The sequence below is a fragment of the Sulfurimonas lithotrophica genome, assembly GCF_009258225.1.
Lineage (GTDB): Bacteria > Campylobacterota > Campylobacteria > Campylobacterales > Sulfurimonadaceae > Sulfurimonas > Sulfurimonas lithotrophica.
In genome coordinates this window covers 331,240-349,385 of sequence record NZ_CP043617.1, presented here as the reverse complement: position 1 = coordinate 349,385, position 18,146 = coordinate 331,240, and the positions used below count along the sequence as shown (strand labels likewise).

General features: G+C 33.7%; 22 protein-coding genes. 8 read left to right on the top strand and 14 right to left on the bottom strand.

The features are described 5' to 3' along the window. Positions 1-32: 32 nt before the first annotated feature. From hisA to FJR48_RS01890, 3 genes are all read right to left on the bottom strand, one after another. Positions 33-743 (bottom strand): 1-(5-phosphoribosyl)-5-[(5-phosphoribosylamino)methylideneamino]imidazole-4-carboxamide isomerase, encoded by a 711-nt coding sequence (gene hisA / locus FJR48_RS01900; protein ID WP_152306488.1) that lies wholly within the window; start codon positions 741-743, stop codon positions 33-35. Positions 744-851: 108 nt separating this feature from the next. After that, on the bottom strand, positions 852-1,472 hold the full coding sequence (gene hisH, locus FJR48_RS01895) for an imidazole glycerol phosphate synthase subunit HisH (protein ID WP_152306487.1): 621 nt from the start codon (positions 1,470-1,472) through the stop codon (positions 852-854). Further along, the gene (locus FJR48_RS01890) at positions 1,469-2,377 is read right to left on the bottom strand and encodes a PDC sensor domain-containing protein (protein WP_152306486.1); all 909 of its coding nucleotides are present in this window, start codon (positions 2,375-2,377) and stop codon (positions 1,469-1,471) included. Before FJR48_RS01890 ends, hisH begins: the two co-directional genes overlap by 4 nt. 116 nt (positions 2,378-2,493) lie before the next feature. Here FJR48_RS01890 and FJR48_RS01885 point away from each other — a divergent pair, with 116 nt between their 5' ends. Next, on the top strand, positions 2,494-3,381 hold the full coding sequence (locus FJR48_RS01885; RefSeq protein ID WP_152306485.1) for a lipid A biosynthesis lauroyl acyltransferase: 888 nt from the start codon (positions 2,494-2,496) through the stop codon (positions 3,379-3,381). 237 nt (positions 3,382-3,618) lie between these two features. On the opposite strand, the gene FJR48_RS01880 is transcribed toward FJR48_RS01885, so the two are convergent. From FJR48_RS01880 to panB, 4 genes are read right to left on the bottom strand one after another with little or no spacing between them, the layout of a single operon-like run. After that, on the bottom strand, positions 3,619-4,659 hold the full coding sequence (locus FJR48_RS01880) for an AI-2E family transporter (RefSeq protein WP_152306484.1): 1,041 nt from the start codon (positions 4,657-4,659) through the stop codon (positions 3,619-3,621). Continuing rightward, entirely contained in the window at positions 4,656-5,666 is a 1,011-nt protein-coding gene (gene ruvB, locus FJR48_RS01875) for a Holliday junction branch migration DNA helicase RuvB (protein WP_152306483.1), read from the bottom strand. The genes FJR48_RS01880 and ruvB overlap by 4 nt, the downstream gene beginning before the upstream one ends. After that, a complete protein-coding gene (locus tag FJR48_RS01870) occupies positions 5,667-5,846 on the bottom strand; it encodes a hypothetical protein (RefSeq protein WP_152306482.1) in 180 nt (59 codons plus the stop codon). 7 nt (positions 5,847-5,853) lie between these two features. Next, positions 5,854-6,645, bottom strand: a complete 792-nt coding sequence (gene panB, locus FJR48_RS01865) for a 3-methyl-2-oxobutanoate hydroxymethyltransferase (protein ID WP_152306481.1) — start codon at positions 6,643-6,645, stop codon at positions 5,854-5,856. A 57-nt stretch (positions 6,646-6,702) separates the two neighbouring features. On the opposite strand from panB, the gene FJR48_RS01860 reads away from it, so the two are divergent. After that, a complete protein-coding gene (locus tag FJR48_RS01860) occupies positions 6,703-7,107 on the top strand; it encodes an Hpt domain-containing protein (protein ID WP_152306480.1) in 405 nt (134 codons plus the stop codon). Further along, positions 7,104-7,844, top strand: a complete 741-nt coding sequence (trpA, locus tag FJR48_RS01855) for a tryptophan synthase subunit alpha (protein WP_152306479.1) — start codon at positions 7,104-7,106, stop codon at positions 7,842-7,844. The genes FJR48_RS01860 and trpA overlap by 4 nt, the downstream gene beginning before the upstream one ends. On the opposite strand, the gene FJR48_RS01850 is transcribed toward trpA, so the two are convergent. From FJR48_RS01850 to FJR48_RS01835, 4 genes are all read right to left on the bottom strand, one after another. After that, positions 7,841-8,683 carry an esterase-like activity of phytase family protein gene (locus tag FJR48_RS01850; protein WP_152306478.1) on the bottom strand — a complete coding sequence of 281 codons (843 nt, stop codon included), beginning with the start codon at positions 8,681-8,683 and terminating at the stop codon, positions 7,841-7,843. The two genes, trpA and FJR48_RS01850, sit on opposite strands and share 4 nt — an antisense overlap. Before the next feature lie 8 nt (positions 8,684-8,691). Continuing rightward, positions 8,692-10,536, bottom strand: a complete 1,845-nt coding sequence (locus tag FJR48_RS01845; RefSeq protein WP_152306477.1) for a primosomal protein N' — start codon at positions 10,534-10,536, stop codon at positions 8,692-8,694. Between the two features lie 6 nt (positions 10,537-10,542). Beyond that, positions 10,543-10,995, bottom strand: coding sequence for a type II secretion system protein (locus tag FJR48_RS12425; RefSeq protein WP_152306476.1), 453 nt, complete (start codon positions 10,993-10,995; stop codon positions 10,543-10,545). A 168-nt stretch (positions 10,996-11,163) separates the two neighbouring features. Then, entirely contained in the window at positions 11,164-11,598 is a 435-nt protein-coding gene (locus FJR48_RS01835; RefSeq protein WP_430739320.1) for a pilin, read from the bottom strand. Positions 11,599-11,826: 228 nt separating this feature from the next. Here FJR48_RS01835 and flgB point away from each other — a divergent pair, with 228 nt between their 5' ends. Genes flgB through FJR48_RS01815 form a run of 4 tightly spaced genes read left to right on the top strand, consistent with a single transcriptional unit; the run spans position 11,827 to position 14,865 of the window. Further along, complete coding sequence (flgB, locus tag FJR48_RS01830; protein WP_152306474.1) at positions 11,827-12,258, top strand: flagellar basal body rod protein FlgB; 432 nt, start codon at positions 11,827-11,829, stop codon at positions 12,256-12,258. 19 nt (positions 12,259-12,277) lie between these two features. Then, the gene (gene flgC, locus FJR48_RS01825; protein WP_152306473.1) at positions 12,278-12,772 is read left to right on the top strand and encodes a flagellar basal body rod protein FlgC; all 495 of its coding nucleotides are present in this window, start codon (positions 12,278-12,280) and stop codon (positions 12,770-12,772) included. A 10-nt stretch (positions 12,773-12,782) separates the two neighbouring features. Continuing rightward, a complete protein-coding gene (gene fliE / locus FJR48_RS01820) occupies positions 12,783-13,094 on the top strand; it encodes a flagellar hook-basal body complex protein FliE (protein WP_152306472.1) in 312 nt (103 codons plus the stop codon). Continuing rightward, positions 13,060-14,865 carry a peptidoglycan D,D-transpeptidase FtsI family protein gene (locus FJR48_RS01815; RefSeq protein ID WP_241856083.1) on the top strand — a complete coding sequence of 602 codons (1,806 nt, stop codon included), beginning with the start codon at positions 13,060-13,062 and terminating at the stop codon, positions 14,863-14,865. The genes fliE and FJR48_RS01815 overlap by 35 nt, the downstream gene beginning before the upstream one ends. On the opposite strand, the gene panC is transcribed toward FJR48_RS01815, so the two are convergent. Next, the gene (gene panC, locus FJR48_RS01810) at positions 14,842-15,663 is read right to left on the bottom strand and encodes a pantoate--beta-alanine ligase (RefSeq protein ID WP_152306471.1); all 822 of its coding nucleotides are present in this window, start codon (positions 15,661-15,663) and stop codon (positions 14,842-14,844) included. The two genes, FJR48_RS01815 and panC, sit on opposite strands and share 24 nt — an antisense overlap. A 65-nt stretch (positions 15,664-15,728) precedes the next feature. On the opposite strand from panC, the gene prfB reads away from it, so the two are divergent. Continuing rightward, positions 15,729-16,826 carry a peptide chain release factor 2 gene (prfB, locus tag FJR48_RS01805; RefSeq protein WP_152306470.1) on the top strand — a complete coding sequence of 366 codons (1,098 nt, stop codon included), beginning with the start codon at positions 15,729-15,731 and terminating at the stop codon, positions 16,824-16,826. A gap of 40 nt (positions 16,827-16,866) precedes the next feature. Here the strand turns inward: prfB and FJR48_RS01800 are convergent, their stop codons facing one another. Together FJR48_RS01800 and FJR48_RS01795 are read right to left on the bottom strand one after the other, a co-directional pair. Next, positions 16,867-17,196, bottom strand: coding sequence for a hypothetical protein (locus tag FJR48_RS01800; RefSeq protein ID WP_152306469.1), 330 nt, complete (start codon positions 17,194-17,196; stop codon positions 16,867-16,869). A gap of 9 nt (positions 17,197-17,205) precedes the next feature. Next, positions 17,206-18,138, bottom strand: coding sequence for an HD-GYP domain-containing protein (locus FJR48_RS01795; protein WP_152306468.1), 933 nt, complete (start codon positions 18,136-18,138; stop codon positions 17,206-17,208). Positions 18,139-18,146: the final 8 nt, after the last annotated feature.

The following is an 18,146-nucleotide window of genomic DNA, read 5'->3' as shown; positions in this document are numbered from 1 at the left end:
TGTATGATAACAAATTTTTTATTTTTTTTCTATTAATCAAGCAGTTTAAACATCTTTGGCAAGTCTAATGTACCCTCATAATAAGCTTTTCCTATTATAACACCATCTACTTTATTGGTATCTATCAGTGCCCTTATATCGCTTTCATCTTTAACACCGCCGCTTGCAATAGTACTCACACCACTAGCATCGGCAATATCGACGGTAAACTTAACATTTACACCGCTTAAAGTACCGTCTTTTCCAACATCTGTACATATAATTGCCTCAACACCAGCATTTGCAAACTCACGTGCCAAATCAGTTGCCTTCATCTCACTCACTTCACCCCAACCTTCAACCGCTACATAACCGTCTATTGCATCTATACCTACTGCTATCGGATATTTTGCCGCCATATCCTTTACAAATTGTGAGTCTTTAACTGCGATTGAACCCAGTATAACTCTGTCTATTCCTATTTCTAACATCTTTTGAATTGTGGCTTCGTCACGGATACCGCCGCCAAGTTCAAGTTTTACATTACAGTTTTGACGAATTTTAATAATCTGTTCTAAATTTTTAGGCTCACCTGCAAATGCTCCGTTTAAATCAACTAAATGCACCCACTCGGCACCCATATCTTCAAATTTTTTTACAAGCTCATACGGCTCGTTTGAGTATATTTTTGCACTATCCATCAAACCTTTTGTAAGGCGAACTGCTTTTCCATCTTTTAAATCTATTGCCGGGTAAAGTGTCATATCTGTTTTGTCCTTTAAGTATCTTTTTTAGAGCCACTAGTGGCGAGGGCTCACTGCCGAAGTGAATCCAGTGTTAACGTAGCTAATAGGAATTTACTTCCGATAGCGTTACAAATTAATGAAATTCTCTAGTATTTTTAAACCATTATTATGGCTTTTTTCAGGGTGTGGCTGAATCCCCAGTACATTGTCCTTTGCCACACTAGATGTAAACTCATAACCATATACAGTACGACCTATAATATCATCTTCATTATCGCATACTGCATGGAATGAATGAACAAAATATAAATAGTGGTTGTCATCCAAACCGTTAAAAAGAGGGTGTTCTTTTGTAAACATTCTGTTCCATCCCATGTGAGGTACTTTTAAAGGTTCGCTAAACTTTTTAGTATTAAAAGCTTCTACCTGCCCCTTTATAAGTCCTAAGCCCTCATTGCTTCCAAATTCCTGAGACGATTCAAAAAGAAGTTGCATCCCTAAACAGATGCCAAACATATATTTTCCGCTTTTGGCATATGCTTTAATTGCATCTATCATATTACGTTCATGTAAATGCTCCATTGCATCGCCAAAAGCACCTACACCCGGAAGTATTAACTTATCATACTCTAAAAATTTTTCAGGATCGCTCTCAATTACACTTCTTTGTCCTAATTTACTCAGTGCATTTTGAACACTTGCCAAATTTCCCATATTATAATCAACTATAGCTATATTTTGTTTCATATAAGAGTCTCTTTATCTTTTGTAAATTTAATATAAAATGCCAGACCAAATAATAATATTCCAACTCCGCCGACTATATATACCGAGTATAAAAGCTGACTTGGATCTGTTATGGCAAACTTAAATACAAGCATCAATGCTTCAATCGATAAAGCGATAATAATCGAACCTATAAATTTAACCATTGTTTTATGAGTACCTGAAGTGGATGTATCTTTTATACGTCCTAAAACTTCTTCTTCAATAATAGTTTTGGCAAGATCAAATATCGCCAGTGCCAAAGTTAAAAGAATAGTGGCTTCAAAAACATCTTTTATTTTAAAGTGAAAAGGTGTAATCTCATGAATAAAGAAACTTGTCAAACCTTTAAAAAAAAGTAACATAGATATTGCAATAAGAGCAAAAGCAAATGTTCCGTATGAATATTTAAATAATTTTGCAAAAAATATGTCATTAGAGTTTTGTTGAGATATTTTCAAAACCTCATCCAAAGACATATCTAAACATGCTACATATTTTAAATCACCGTTTTCATCATATATTGGTTGAGATGCGGTTATACACAAATCACCCGTTATTAAAGACGGATAAGGGTCGGTAATAGTACAACGTGCCTCTCTGACTGCACGATAATAATATGCACGATCAGCTCTGATTAAACCAATATCCTCATCTATTTGTTCTTTTTTAGTAAAAGTAGGTGTAACTTGAACACCCTTATAGTCAAGTAGGTAAACACCCTCTGTTATACCCAAATCTGCCTTTATTTTTAAAAGGCGGGGCATTATCATATCTACACTCAGCGAAGGCAAACGATTTGGAATATTTTTGGAAAAAAGGTAACAAAAATAAGCTCTTGCTTTTGTTCTACCTTCTGAAAAATTTTGAATATCAGATGCAACCATGATACTTTAATCCCTGTATATTATATATACTTGGAAGTATAGCAAAATGGTATTAAAAAAAGCTACTGACAACAGTTTTAATGATATAATTCGATTAAAAAATAGGTTTTTAGCGTATGGGTTATAAAATTTTTTTAGTATTTGAGAGTTTTTTAATGCTTTTTCCGAGAAAAGTTAGAAAATGGTTTTTTACATCTCTTGGAACTCTGGGATATTATATATCTTCAAGATACAGAAAAGTATCTTTTGATAACTTGAATTTTATTTTTTCAAACAAACTCTCAGAGCAAGAAAAAACAGAGATTACAAAATACAGTTTTAAAAACCTACTACTGAACTTTCATCATGTAATGGAACTAAGACATATGTCAAAAGACGAGCTCTCAAAAATAGTTAAAATACAAAATATAGAAGCCGTAGAAAAAGTTCATAAAGAAGGACGTGCCGTTATATATGTAACTACTCATTACTCTTCTTGGGAGTTAGGCGGGGCTAGTATAGGAGCTTTTATAGAGCCTATCGTAGCAGTTTATAGGAAGATGAAAAATCCGACAATGCAAGAGTGGTTACTGGAAGGTCGTGCAAAATTTGGAAATATAAATCTTGAAAAATCAAAAGTTATTAAACCGCTTATTAGATACATAAAAGAGAAAAAAGGCAGTGGTATTTTAATAGATACTAACCTAAATAAAAGAGAGGGTGTTGAAGTTGACTTTATGGGTAAAAAAATCTCACAAACTCCAACTCCTGCATATTTAGCTAGAAAATTTAATGCCGCAATTATTCCTGTAACTATAAGAACGGATGATGAAGAAAATTATACACTGATGCTTTTTGATGAGATAAAAGTAGAAAAAACAGATGATGAATCAGCCGATATTCAAAAAGCAACTCAAGCTCAAGCCGACTGGTTAGGCTCTTTGATAGAGAAAGAACCTAAGTTTTGGTTTTGGATTCACAGACGCTTTAAAACGGATTATCCGGAAATTTATGCATCTAAGTAATAAGCGTATGGAGCATTTTAAATAAAATGCTCACGGGAGCTTATAAGAAGACTTAGATGTACACCTTTAGGTGTTTTGTCTTTGCTTTCATTCACTTGGTTGGCCGAATACCCCTTAACTTTTACAAGCTCCCGTGAGTATATTAAAAGGGAATCTTCAATATTCTTATCCGAATACCACTTAGTCTATTTCAGCTCCCGTGAACATATTTCTACGAAATATATTCCATGCGCTGGACTAAGTGGCACAATCAGCCGTACGTGCCTCAAAGATTTTAAGAATAGTTAGAAAAAATGCCGTAATTGCAGGTCCTAAAATCATACCCCAAAACCCAAAAGTCGCAAGACCTGCGATTATTGCAAAGAAAATAACAAGCTCATTTAACTTAGTATCGTCTTCTTTTAAAAGACGGTTATTTATCTCTTTTATAATTATCGGTTTTATAAACGTATCTGCAATTATAGATATCATAATAATTGAATAAAGAGCTATAAAAAAAGCATTAAAATTATTTCCCAAATAAAATTCATACATCATAAACGGAAACCACATAAGTGTCCCGCCGACTACCGGAATAAGAGAAGCAAATCCGTACATTATCCCAAATAAAATTCCATCATATCCAAAAAAGGATATAGCTACACCAAAAAGAACTCCTTGAAACATGGCATTGATAATAATAGAATAAAACACAACACTCATAACAGAAGAGAGTTCTTTTGTGAGGGTATTTGCTTCCTCGACCGATACTTGTACAACTCTTTTTAAATACTCCACTATAGTTTCACCGTTATATTGAGCAAAAAAATAAAAAACAATCACTAAAAAAGCATTTTTCAAAAAGCTTGCGGAGAAAGCACCGATACTGCCTGCAAAAGAGATAGTCTTAGACGTTATACCTTTTACGTCTATATCGCTTATCGTTTCTTGTATATACGGTTGTAAAAACTCTAAATACGGAGGCGGGGTATTCATAAAATTTAAAATAAAACTCTCAAGATTTTTTACGCTAATTTGATCAAGTGTATTTAACTTTATAGTAAGAGTAGCCAAAAAGTATCCAAGGGGAACAAAAAACAATACGCCAAGTAATATACTAGAAATCAATGCAGCACTAAACTTGGAACCTGTTTTATTTTCAAAAAAATCTTGAATATTTGAAGTTGAAATTGCTAAAAGTGCAGCTATCGTGATGCTCAGTAAAAAAGGTGCATACAAAAGATACATCCAATAAAGCGATGTAGCAAATAATATAGCTACAAAATATTGTGGTTTCAAAATAAAGTTCCTTCTTCGCTTACCCAGTCCATATTTAAAACATCATAAGTGGCTCTTGTGGCTTTACGCCCTTTCGCCGTGCGTTCTAAAAATCCGTTTGCCAAAAGATATGGTTCCAATACATCTTCAACCGTACCTTCATCCTCACTCAAACTTGCCGCAATTGTACTAAGTCCCATAGGCTTTCCCCTTGCATCTACAAGAAGTTTTAAAAGCTTTAAATCCATCTCGTCAAATCCATAAGAGTTAATTCCAAGTTCATCTAAAGCAAACTTTGTTCTATGATGCCCTATATTTAATTCATCAGCAACATCTGCAAAATCTCTGACACGTTTTAAGAGTCGCAATGCTATACGTGGAGTGCCCCTACTTCTTTTTGCTATCTCTATTGCTGCTTCGTGTATAATCTCACGATCTAGTTTTTTTGAAGCTTGAGAGATTATTTTTGCCAACTCTTCGTTGTTGTAAAACTGCAGACGAAAATTCATTCCAAACCTATCGCGAAGCGGGTTTGAGAGCATACCGGCACGTGTAGTAGCACCTATTAAAGTAAATCTTGGCAAGTCTATTTTTACGGTTTGTGCAGCGGGACCGCTTCCTATAATTATATCTATGCGAAAATCTTCCATAGATGAGTAAAGTATCTCTTCAACTGCAGGTGATAAACGATGGATCTCATCTATAAAAAGGATATCGCCCTCTTCCAAATTTGTTAAAATCGCAGCTAAATCTCCGCTTTTTTCTATCATGGGAGCTGCCGTTACTTTTATATTTGATTCCATCTCGTTTGCTATGATTAAAGCCAGAGTAGTTTTTCCGAGTCCCGGAGGTCCGAAAAAAAGAACATGGTCAAGTGCCTCTGAGCGTTTTTTACTAGCTTTTATAAAAACGTCAAGATTTTTTTTGATTTTATCCTGACCTATATATTCATTCCATGCATCAGGACGAAGGCTTAACTCACTTTGTTCTTCGGTATCAAACTTTTCAATCTCTACTAATCTATCCATCTATTTCTCTTTGTATATTCGTTGATATTTTTCATAGTTCATATCTTCATACTTGCGAATACACTCTTGTCTCTCTTCAAAATTTGGATTATCGTAACATTGTTTTTTTGAAACATTATGCAAAGTGTCATATGCCATTTTTGTACAACCCGTAATAATGTTTAAAGTAAATATAGCCATGCAAAGCTTAATAAGTATGTATATCTTGTGGAAACGCACCTGTTTCTACCTCTTGTTTATAGTTTTTGATAGCATCTTTTACAAGAGTAGAACCGTTTAAATATTTTTTTACAAATTTAGGCGTAAACTCTTCAAACAACCCTAACATATCCGAAAATACGAGTACCTGACCATCTACGTTTACACCGGCACCTATACCTATTAAAGGTATATCCACGCTTTTTGCAACCTCTTTGGCAACATCAGCTTTTACACCCTCTATAACGATGCAGAAAGCACCCGCTTTTTCAATGGCTTTTGCATCTTCTATAAGAGATAGTTTTTCTTCTTCGGTTTTACCTTTGATTTTATAACCGCCTTCACTTCTAAAAGCTTGAGGCAATAATCCTATATGCCCACAAACCGCGATGCCGTTGCTTGTTAGATGCTTGACAATTTCAGCTTTATCGACACCGCCTTCTATTTTAACGCTGTCTGCATTAGTCTCCTGAAAAACTCTAATAGCATTTTTTAAAGCATCGTCCTTGTTTACATAAGTTCCAAACGGCATATCGCATATTACAAAACTATTTTCAGCACCCATGCAGACGGCATTTGTATGATAAATCATCTGTTCAAGTGTAGCACTTAGAGTATCGCTTTTACCGGCAAAACTCATATTTAATGAATCTCCGACAAGTATTATATCTGCAGATGGCTCTATTAGTCTGGCAAAAAGTGCATCATAAGCAGTCACCATCACTAAAGGTTTGTTACCTTTTGATTTTTTAATCGATGTTATTGTCATTTTTTTCTTCATAAACGTATTTTAACCAAAAACTGATACAATTTGGTTAAGTAATGGGAGAAATATTTTATGGGGATAAGAAGTCACTTAGATTCTAATTTTGATTACGAAGTAGTTGACGAGTTTTATGACCATTATACTATGATGGTAGAGAGTATGGAAGTGATGATAATAGACCTTTCAAAACCTAATACATATAAACGTAGTATAGATGAATTATTTCGTGTGTTTCATAACATAAAATCAGCTTCTGGTTTCTTAGAAATTGAACCTATGAGAAGACTCTCTACTTTTGTAGAAGAAGTGTTAGAAGAGCTAAGACAAAAAGATAAACCGATTAGTGAAGAAACTCTTAACTGGCTTTTACAAATCAGCGATATCTTTGCCGATTGGCAAGAAGATATAAAAAACGACAATGAGCTTACTCGCGTAAAATATTCTCTACTTAAAATACCTGACTTGGATGATAATTGAAAAATTTAGTAGCATATATAACTTCAGGGTATCCTGAAAAATCTTTTAGTATAGATTTATCTTTAGCCCTAGGTGAGAGTGGTGTTGATACGCTTGAACTCGGTGTACCCTTCTCTGATCCTGTGGCGGATGGACCTTTAATAGAAAAAGCCAACCATAAAGCTCTTGAACTTGGATTTAAATTTGAACACCTTAGAGAAATATCACGTGAAGTAGCACCAAAAGTAGATACTTTATGGATGGGTTATTTTAACTCTTTTTACCAACAAAATCTTACCAAGCTTCTTCCAGAGGCAAGTGAAATGGGTATAAATGGATTAATTATTCCTGATTTACCGCATGAAGAGGCTTTAAAATACAAAGATTTATTTGAACAAAACAACTTGGCAAACATCTCTTTTGTAGCACCTACAGATACAGAAGAGAGAATTGCAGAAGTCGTAGCAGATGCAAAAAAATTTATATATATGGTTGCATATACCGGTATAACAGGTAGTGGCAAAGCAGAAGATCTGCAACCATTTTTAAGCTCTATAAAAAAATACACAAAAACACCGGTATATGTAGGTTTTGGTGTAAATGCAAAAACTGCAAAAGATAAAGTACATGGTGCTGATGGTGTAATTGTAGGGAGTGCATTTATAGATATCTTACTAAAAGAGAATCTTAACTACACAAAAAAAATAGAAGAGTGTTCAGAACTGGCTCGTGTTATAAAAAACGAGATTAACTCTTAATCAACTTCAAAAAGCACGAACAGTGTTTTTTGAAGGAAATTGGCATTATCATCACTTACCATTAAAAACAAGTTATTATCCAGCTTCGTCAAACCCTCAAAATTATCGACGTTTTTATCTTTGTAACTGTCAAATACTTTTAAAATCTGCTTTTTACATTTACCAAAATTACATTTTTTCAAATTTACAAGACTAATGGTGATAAGCTGTCTTCTCGTTAGATTATTAAAATCTCTTTCCAAAACTATAAGCTTATTTTTACTCATAAACTCTAAGGCGGTTATATATCCGTTTTTCTTTATTTTGAAGCTATTATCTACCGTATATAGTATATGTGTCCCGTTATCTATAAACGGAGCCTCTGGGGCTGTTATAAAGCCGTATTTTTCACTGTATGCCAGAGCTTCTAAACCTTTGTTTTTTGATTTATACTTATCTTTGTCTAACAATTCTTCATTTAGTTTTAATTTTTTGATTTTTTTGCCATCTAAAGTAAAAGCATCTATCCTATGCTTTCTCTCAAAAGATATATATAATTTTTTATCTTTGTAAACTAAACTCTCGGCATCACTTTCTTTCTTTTTTAAGGGTTTATTCTTTTTATTTCTAAGTTTAAAACTCTTTACAAGTGAGAGTTTTATCTTTTTATTTTTAATATCTAATTTAAAATGATGCAACTGCCCATAGTCACTTAAAGCATAAAGTATATTTCCATCATATGCAAGTGCCGAGAGTTCTCTTATATCTTTATTTTTATATTCATAAATATCAAGTACTTTTAAACTATGTGTTGCATAAAGAGATAAAGTGAAAGTCAATAAAATTAAAAATATTCTCATAACTAATCCTATCCGAACTCTATAGGGTCCATATCCACCTCACATAAGTCGTTTTTGCATCTACTGATAGCTTTTATTAAATCTGTGCTTTTATCTGAACGCAACAGTATCTCAAAACGGTACTTATTTGCTATTTTTTCTATTGCACATTTACCAAATCCGACTATTTCTATTCCATTATAATCTCTTAAACTATCTAATACCTCTTCCATAGATTCACGTGCTTTTGCACCGTTTTTATGGCTAAAAAGCAGACGTGAGAGTTTTTTATACGGTGGATATAAGCCCTCTCTGTATATTTTTTCCTCATCTAAAAAACTCTCATATGAGTCTAGGTAGTTTTTGAAAAACTCCTCGTTAAAACTTTGAACTAAAACTTTTGCGACCTCTTTTCTTCCACTTCGTCCAGCTATTTGAAGTAAAGAGGAAAGTGCCTTTTCACGTGAGCGGTAATCCGGCATATTTAAAAGATTATCCATCCCCAACACCACCGCCAAAGTCACACCGTGATAATCATGACCCTTGCTTAGCATCTGAGTACCGACCAATATATCACTCTCTTTATCTCTAAAGCGTTTAAGTGCTTTTTTTAGTTTTGTATTGCTCGTTATAACATCACGATCAAACTGTTCTATATTTGCATCTGTAAACTCTTCATTTAAACTTTTAACAGCCTCAGCGGTTCCTAAACGGCTACTTACAAGTGTAGTACTTCCACATTCGGAGCATTTTTGAGGTATGGCCTGTGTATAGTTACAATAATGACACTTCAATGCATTTGATTTATTATGCACGCTTAGACCAATCGAGCAAAAAGCACACTCATAAGAGTGTCCGCAATCATTACATACAAGGTATTTAAAATTAGCCCTAGTAGGTATAAAGACTATAGCTTGTTTTTTTGCATCCAGTATAGACTTTAGTTCGTTTAAAATCATAGGACTTAATGACTCGGCACTTCGCTCATAAATAAACTCCCTCTCTGAGCTAAAGTGTCCGCCTTTTAATCTTACATGAGGAAATTTTACATAGCTTGTCAAGCTAGGCGTAGCACTTCCGAGCACTACAGGAACATTATAAAGTTGTCCCATATAGATGCTTATATCTCTTGCATTGTAACGCGGTCTTGAAGATGACTTATAGCTGTCGTCATGTTCCTCATCCACTACTATCAGACCTAAGTCTTTTATCGGTAAAAACAAAGCTGAACGAGGTCCTGCTATTATTTTTGCTTCACCGTTTCTTATCTTCTCTAGTGCGATTTTTTTATTTTTAGGTGTGAGTTTTGAATGGTACATCACCACTTCATCACCGAAATGTTTTTTAAGTCTCTCATCCATCTGCGGTGTTAGTGAGATCTCAGGCATTAAAAATATACATCGCTTATTTTGAGATAAAATATCTTCAAAATATTTCATATATATCTCTGTTTTACCGCTACCCGTATCACCAAAAAGTAAAGATACTGTATGTTTTTTTAAAAACTCTAATGCAGCTTCTTGTTTTTGTGATAGTTCTATATTTTCATAAGACTTAGTATCTGAAGATATGTTTTTTATCTCATCATCTTCAAATGCAACCATAATACCTAATGCATCACCTAATGAACAGATATAATAAGAAGATATAAATTTAGCTAATTCTAATTGATTTGAAGAGTAGTACTCATCTAAAACTTCTAATACTTCTGAAGTTTCAAAATCAGGTTTTTCACATGACTCTATTATTACGCCAAAAGTTTCTCTATTTTGAAGTTTTACAGATACTTTGCAGCCAATATCTATATTTTTATCAAAATGGTAAGTATAACTCCCAATCGGGGAGTTTAAAAGTGAAATTTTGTAGTAGTTCAATTATTTTTAATCTATAAGGTGTTTACATGCTTCACCATATGTAGCATGTGTTCTGTTACATGTAAATATTCCAGTAGTATCATCATAAGTAAATACTACATCTTGTCCTTCACTCTTAAAAATATAAGAACCGTTTCCAGCCGTTGCTGTATACCAATGACCTTCGGTATCTTCTGAAGGAATTCCATACATTAATACTCCACCAAAAAGTGTTGATGTATTATTTAAATCTAAATTTATATCTGAAATCCAAGAAGAGTCACCCTGAATAATCCTTGTTTGTCTTTCATTAATAATACCAGAGCGAATGGAAGCAATATCTGAACGACCTTTAGAAATTTGAGCATCTGTTCTTGTTACAGCAAATCTTGGTACAGCTATAGCTGCTAATATACCAAGTACAACTATAACAAAAACCATTTCTATCATAGTAAATCCATTTTTTTTTGTTTTTTTCATTAATATCTCCTATTAAACATAACTTAGCATTTTATATTTATAATATTATCATTATTTTAGTTGATTTTTTTTAAGTTCGAGAATTGAAGAGAATATATTTTATGATTATTTATTCCCAATTTTAATATGGGAATAAATTAGAACTTTATTAAACAATAGATTAAATTATTACCATTTAACAGAGCTTCCACCAAATTGATGCACTATTGCTAAATCTTTTGTAGCAGCATTGATTCCTCTACACTCTGCCGTGCTATTTGATTCTGAAGAGACTGTTAAGTTTCCATCTGTAGCAGAAGCCGTAAATGAAAGGCATGAAGTATTTGTAGAGTCATTGAAATATACAGTAGCCGAACCATTTAAATCTGTAGCTGATGCGTCAGTTGTACCATTACTTGTAGTAACAAAAGAAACATTAGTCATATCACCTACTGTACCAAAACTTCCTTGTGCAGTATAATAAGCACCCATATCAGTAACAGCTGTAGAAACTGCTGCAGCACCTTTGGCAATTTTTGCATCATCACGAGTAGCAGAAAGTTTTGGAACTGCAACAGCAGCAAGAATACCTAAGATAACGATAACGAAAATTAATTCGATCATTGTAAAACCAGATCTTTTCATAAGAGATCCTTTCATAAATAAGAAAATTTGACTACACTTGTAATCGTAATGAGTATTATGCTCCTTTAAAAATTAATATTTACTTAAATCTTAATTATTTTAAACTTAAATTTAATTATTATCACACTATAGTGATATATATAAAAAGTGGAATTAAACTTGCTTGTAATAAACACAAGATTTAATCGTATAAATTAAGGAAAAAAGATGGCAATATCAGTCTCCCGTACAGCAACACTAGCAAAAGAAGCATTAAACTACCGTGCAGCTCGTGAGAAAATGATATCGTCTAATATTGCAAATGCAGATACTCCTTTTTATCGCCCTCGCGATATCCGTTTTGGAGAATATCTGGCAGAAAAAAAAGCAGAAATTATGCACGATGACAGAGGTAAGCTTCAAATGGCTCAAACATCGGACAAACATTTAGAACCTAAGAAACCTACAAATACGGATAAGCCTATCACTTTTTATCGTGATGGTCACATGGCTAGAAATGACGGCAACTCTGTTGATTTGGATGTTGAAACAACAGAGATGAGTAAAAACTCTATTATGTTCAACGCTTTAATAAATGCGATAAAAAAAGACGGCGCTATTTTTAAAAGTGTAATAGAAGCCTCTTCAAAATTAAGTTAATAATTAAAAGGGATAAACGATGAGCAATTTTTTAAACAGTTTTGATATAAGCGGTTACGGCTTAAGTGCTCAAAGAGTTCGTGTAAATACAATCTCAAGCAATATAGCAAATGCACAAACAACTCGTACTGATGAGGGTGGTCCATACAGACGTAAAGAGGTAATTTTTAAAGCTATAAACTTTAACGATTACTATAACAAAGCTATCGGCGATGAAACAAATTCGGCTAAATATCAAGACCCTTTAAACGAGGGTGAATTTGGAAAAAAGGTAAATCCTGCTATAATGAGTGTAGTAGTCGATAAAATTTCACGTGACGATCGTGAACCGAAAATGAAATTTGAGCCAAACCATCCGGATGCGGATGCAAACGGGTATGTAGCATATCCAAATATTAATCCTGTTGTGGAAATGGCCGATTTAGTAGAAGCTACAAGAAGTTATCAAGCAAATGTCTCAGCATTTCAAGCTGCAAAAGATATGGCAAATGCTTCGATATCTCTTTTACAATAAGGAGTAGATTATGAGCAATGTTACAAACGGTGTTGATGGATTACTTGGCTCATCTACTGCCGACTTATTAAAACAAAAACAAAAACTTGACACTAAAGGCGGTGAAGCTTTTGCGGAGCACTTAAAAGGTGCTATCAATGAGATGAACGACCTTCAGGTTAAAAAAGAAGAAGCTGTAGCTGATTTAGCAACCGGTGAAGTAAAAGATTTGCATCAAGCAGCCCTTGCAATCGGTAAAGCCGAGACAAATATGAAACTGATGCTTGAGATTAGAAACAAAGCATTAAGTGCGTATAAAGAGCTCGGACGTACACAGCTATAATACATTGACTGCACAAAGTAAGAACAAGAGTAAAAAAATTTTTTTACTCTATACCCTTTTGGCTATAGGTTTTTTAATATTTTTAAGTGTAATGCTTTTAAATGTTCTAAAACCTAGAAGCCTACCTTCTTTATATACAAAAAACACATCTTATGCTATTCGTGGAAATATTTTAAGCGCAGACGGTTTTACGCTGGCATCTACGACTAAACTATACAAAGCAGTAGTAAATACACGTTTTATCGACCCGCAAAAAAAAGAACTTTTTATTGAACTCTTTAGCATCTATTCCGGTATGAAAGCAAACGAAATTAGAAAAAAGCTATCAAAAAGAAAAGGTGTAGTTGTTTTAAGCTATAACATAGAAGAAAAAAATGCACAGTACCTAAAAAAACTCGCATATGAGCTTAGACGTTATAAAGTATTTATGAGCAGAGAAAACCCTAGAACCGGTATAAAGACTATGCAAGGTCTCAGTATTATTCAAAGCGGTGAGAGTCGTGAGTATCCATATAAAGAACTACTTACTCCGGTTATAGGATATACACATAAAATAGAAAATGACGGTTATACAAAAATCAAAGGAATCAAAGGCTTAGAGAAACGTTTTGAAGCCGAACTTGAAGCAAGACAAGACGAACTTAGTCAAGGTAAGCGTGATGTAAACGGTTATATCATTTTAAATAAAAACAGTTTTACAAAACAACAGATAGACGGCTTAAATATAAAACTAAACATCAAAGCTTCTCTTCAGATTCGTATGGAAAGAATGCTTGATAGCATGAAAGAAGAGTTAGAAGCTAAAGAGGTAATGATAGCTATAATGGATACTAAAACTGCCAAGGTCGTATCTTTGGCTTCTTCAAACAGATATCTTCCAAAAGATATAAAAAAAGAGGATTATCCATCGCTAAACTCGGGAATGGTCGAGTACAGTTTTGAACCGGGAAGTGTTATAAAAACTGTTACCTTTGCTTTACTGCTTGATAAGCAACTTATTAATCCGTACGACTTGGTTAACGGTTATAACGGACGTTTTAAAATAGGTCGTAAAATCATTACGGATGAGCATGAATTTGATTGGCTTTCGGCTGAGAACGTTATAGTACATTCCTCAAACATAGGTATAGCACAACTTGCACAGAAGATGAGTGGTATGGAGTTTCATGAAGGGTTAAAAAAATTTGGATTTTCCAAACTTTCAACTCCTGATATTATATATGAGAAAAAAGGCTCTATTCCAAGCGCTACAAGATTAAATAATGAAATTTACAAAGCTACGTGTTCTTACGGCTATGGAATGCATACAAACCTAATGCAGCTCATTCGCGCGTACAGTGTGTTTAACAACGGCGGTAAAAGTGTAACTCCTCAAATAGTCGATAGCTTTATAAATGAATTAGGACAAGAGATAAAAATTCCAAAACATGAACAAATTCAAGTTATAAACCCCTCAACCGCCCAAAGAGTTAAACAAATTCTTATCAAGACGGTAAACAAAGGAACCGGTGTTAAAACTATAACAGAGGGGCTGGAAGTCGGAGGAAAAACAGGGACTGCACATAAAGTTGAAGACGGAAGATATGTAAATAGATACAATACTGCATTTTTGGGCTTTGTAAACGATGAAACTACTAAATACACAATGGGTGTGGTTGTAGTTGAACCCGAAAAAAGTCAATTTGCCGCGCAGACTTCCGTACCCGTATTTAAAAAAGCTATCGATATAATGGTAGAAAACGGTTACTTAAAGCCAAATATTATCAAGTAAGCGGGTTTCCCCTACTCTAGCCTCAACTAATATAATAGAGTTTCCGAGTTCAACTTCTTTAACTTGATTAAACTCTCTGTCTAAGATTTCTACATAAAAAACTTCCAATAATTTTAAATGTTCCAACATTTTTTCTTTTATCTCTTTAGTATCTTTAATACCTTTGCTTATCATGCTAGATGCTAAGTTTAAAGATGTCGGTATCGCTAAAGCCTGTTTTCTCTCATCTTTTGAAAGATAAATGTTTCTGCTACTAAGTGCCAAGCCGTCCGAATCTCTTTTTGTATCTACGGCAACTATTTCAACATTCATAAAAAGCTGTTTAACCATTAAGCTTATAAGATTTAATTGTTGTGCATCTTTTTTACCAAAATAAGCACGTGTAGGATTAACTATGTTTAAAAGCTTATTAACAACTGTTAGTACGCCGTTAAAATGAGTAGGTCTTGTATAACCTTCTAATACATAACCTCGTACATTTGGAGCTTGCAAAGATACTTCATCTTTTGTATATATATCATTTGCATTTGGAAAAAACAATACATCCACACCTGAGAGTTCACATATTTTTTTATCTGCTTCATCTTTGCGGGGATACTTATCTAAATCTTCATCTTTTGAAAACTGTGTAGGGTTTACAAAAATCGATACAACTACAAATTCATTATTTTTTCTAGCTTCTTTTATAAGTGATATATGTCCCTCGTGAAGTGCCCCCATAGTTGGAATAAAGCCAATAGTTTTATTTAAATTTTTTACATAATCGTTTAGTTCATGTGGGTTTGAAATAATCTTCATTTTCTTACCTAATGTGTTATAATTTCGAAATTATACTATTTTTTAAACTCAAAAACGGACTTTTAATGGACAACTACGAATATACGGAACTTTTAAAAACATTATCTACAAAAATGGAAAATATTACGGGAGTAGTTGAACCAAAAAAGTTAAAAATTAGACTTCAAGAGATTGAAGAGTTAGAAAATGATTCTGATTTTTGGAACGATGCAAAAAATGCGGCAAAGATTCAAAAAGAAAAAACACAGTGTGAGCGTAAACTAGAAAAATACAATATTGCAAATGAAGCTATCGAAGATGCAAAAGAGCTTTATGAGATGGCTAAAGAAGAAAACGATGAGGAATCGATAGAGTCGCTTTTTGAAGATGCACCGATTTTGGAAGAGCAGATAAAGAAGATGGAACTTGAAGTTCTTTTAAGCGGTGAAAGTGATGCAAATAATGCAATTTTATCTATCCATCCAGGTGCAGGCGGAACCGAATCTCAAGATTGGGCTTCAATGTTACTTCGTATGTATAAACGCTGGGCTGAAAGACGTGGATTTAAAGTAGAAACTCTTGATTATCAAGTCGGTGAGGAAGCAGGTATAAAAGATGTATCTATAATCATAAAAGGTGAAAATGCCTATGGATACTTAAAAGTTGAAAACGGTATCCACCGTTTGGTTCGCATAAGCCCTTTTGATTCAAATGCAAAACGTCATACCTCTTTCTCATCGGTAATGGTCTCTCCTGAGATTGATGATAATATCGAAATAGAGATAGAAGATAAAGATATCCGAATAGATACTTACCGTGCATCAGGTGCAGGTGGACAGCACGTAAACAAAACCGAATCGGCTATACGTATTACGCATATTGAGACGGGTGTAGTAGTTCAGTGTCAAAATGACAGAAGTCAGCACAAAAACAAAGCTACGGCTATGAAGATGTTAAAATCTCGTCTATACGAACTAGAACTCGAAGCTCAAAAAGCAGAACAAGACGGTGTAGCAAAAAGTGAGATAGGTTGGGGTCATCAGATACGCTCATATGTTATGCAACCATACCAACAAGTCAAAGATACCAGAAGTAATGAAGCCTACTCAAATGTGAGCGGGATATTAGACGGTGATATAGATGCAATTATAGAGGGTGTACTTATCTCTCAAAATAAAGGCTAAGTTTCTTCTAGCCTACGCTAGAAGTATAAAATTTATAAATTTACTGCTCTTCTTTCTTACTCAGAAAGCTATACCCTAAAAACCCGATTCCGGCTATCATCATTACAATAAGTGCATAACGCAACTGTTTGGCTTGAGTATCTTTATAAGTTTTTAAAAACGGACTATGCTTTGGTTTTTCTTTTTGAGCAACACCTGAATTTTGCCCTGCCATCCTGGCTTCCATTCTAGCAACATTTGCAGCTGCAATCTCATTTTCAGTAAAACCTTTTTTTGGTGCAGTCCAAAAAAAAGCAGCTATAGACACAATCAAAAGAAGGACCCCTAAACTCCTAAAAATTATCGTTTGGTATTTTTTAAAAAATTCCATTTTAAATCCTTACTTAAACATCAGTATCATCTTATTTAGAAGCTTTAAATCTATATGCCTATTCATCTCAACTTTCATAAGTTTTAGCGCCTCATATGAGGTCATAGCTTGTTTATAACTTCTCTGACTTGTCAGGGCGTCAAAAATATCGCATATACATATTATTTTAGCATAAAGAGGTATCTCATCGTTATATAAGCCGTTTGGATAACCCGAACCGTCCATTTTTTCATGGTGGTACTTTATCCCTTCAAGTATATTTTTATTTTTTATGCCAAGTTTTAAACCTATACTTACTCCAAAAGATGGATGTTTTTTCATAATTTTGAATTCTTGGATAGTGAGTGAACCCTTTTTATTAATAATATTACTGTCTATTTTGCTTTTCCCCAAATCATGTAGCAGGGCAGCTTCTCCTAACTCTTCTAGTTCTTTGGTCGATAAAGACAAAAAATTACCCAAGCTTAAAGCGTATATGGAAACATTTATGGAATGTGTATGTGTGTAATAATCATGCGTAGCTATCTCCATTAACGATTTTATAGCAAAATCATCATCTAAAACACTCTCTACCAATTCATTTACAATTTTTTTTGATTCTTTATAGTTACTAAGTTTTTCAGGATTATCAAACAGATCGTTTAACGCTTTAGAAGCATTTTTATATATTGAGTTAAATTTACTTGCAAAACTTACGGGATTACCACTTTTGCCTACAAAATTTTCCTGCATGAACTTTTTATACGATGAATGTTCATGTGCATGTACATATAGTTTATTTGCCTGTTCAAAGTACAATAGGTCGTCACTATCAATGACAACACCTTTATTTTGTAATTTTTTTATCTTTGATTTATTATGAAAATAATATATGGAAAAGTCATACGCACAACCCTCTGCAATAATACTTTTATCTATTAAAATATAATTTCCATTTTCCATTCAAAAAC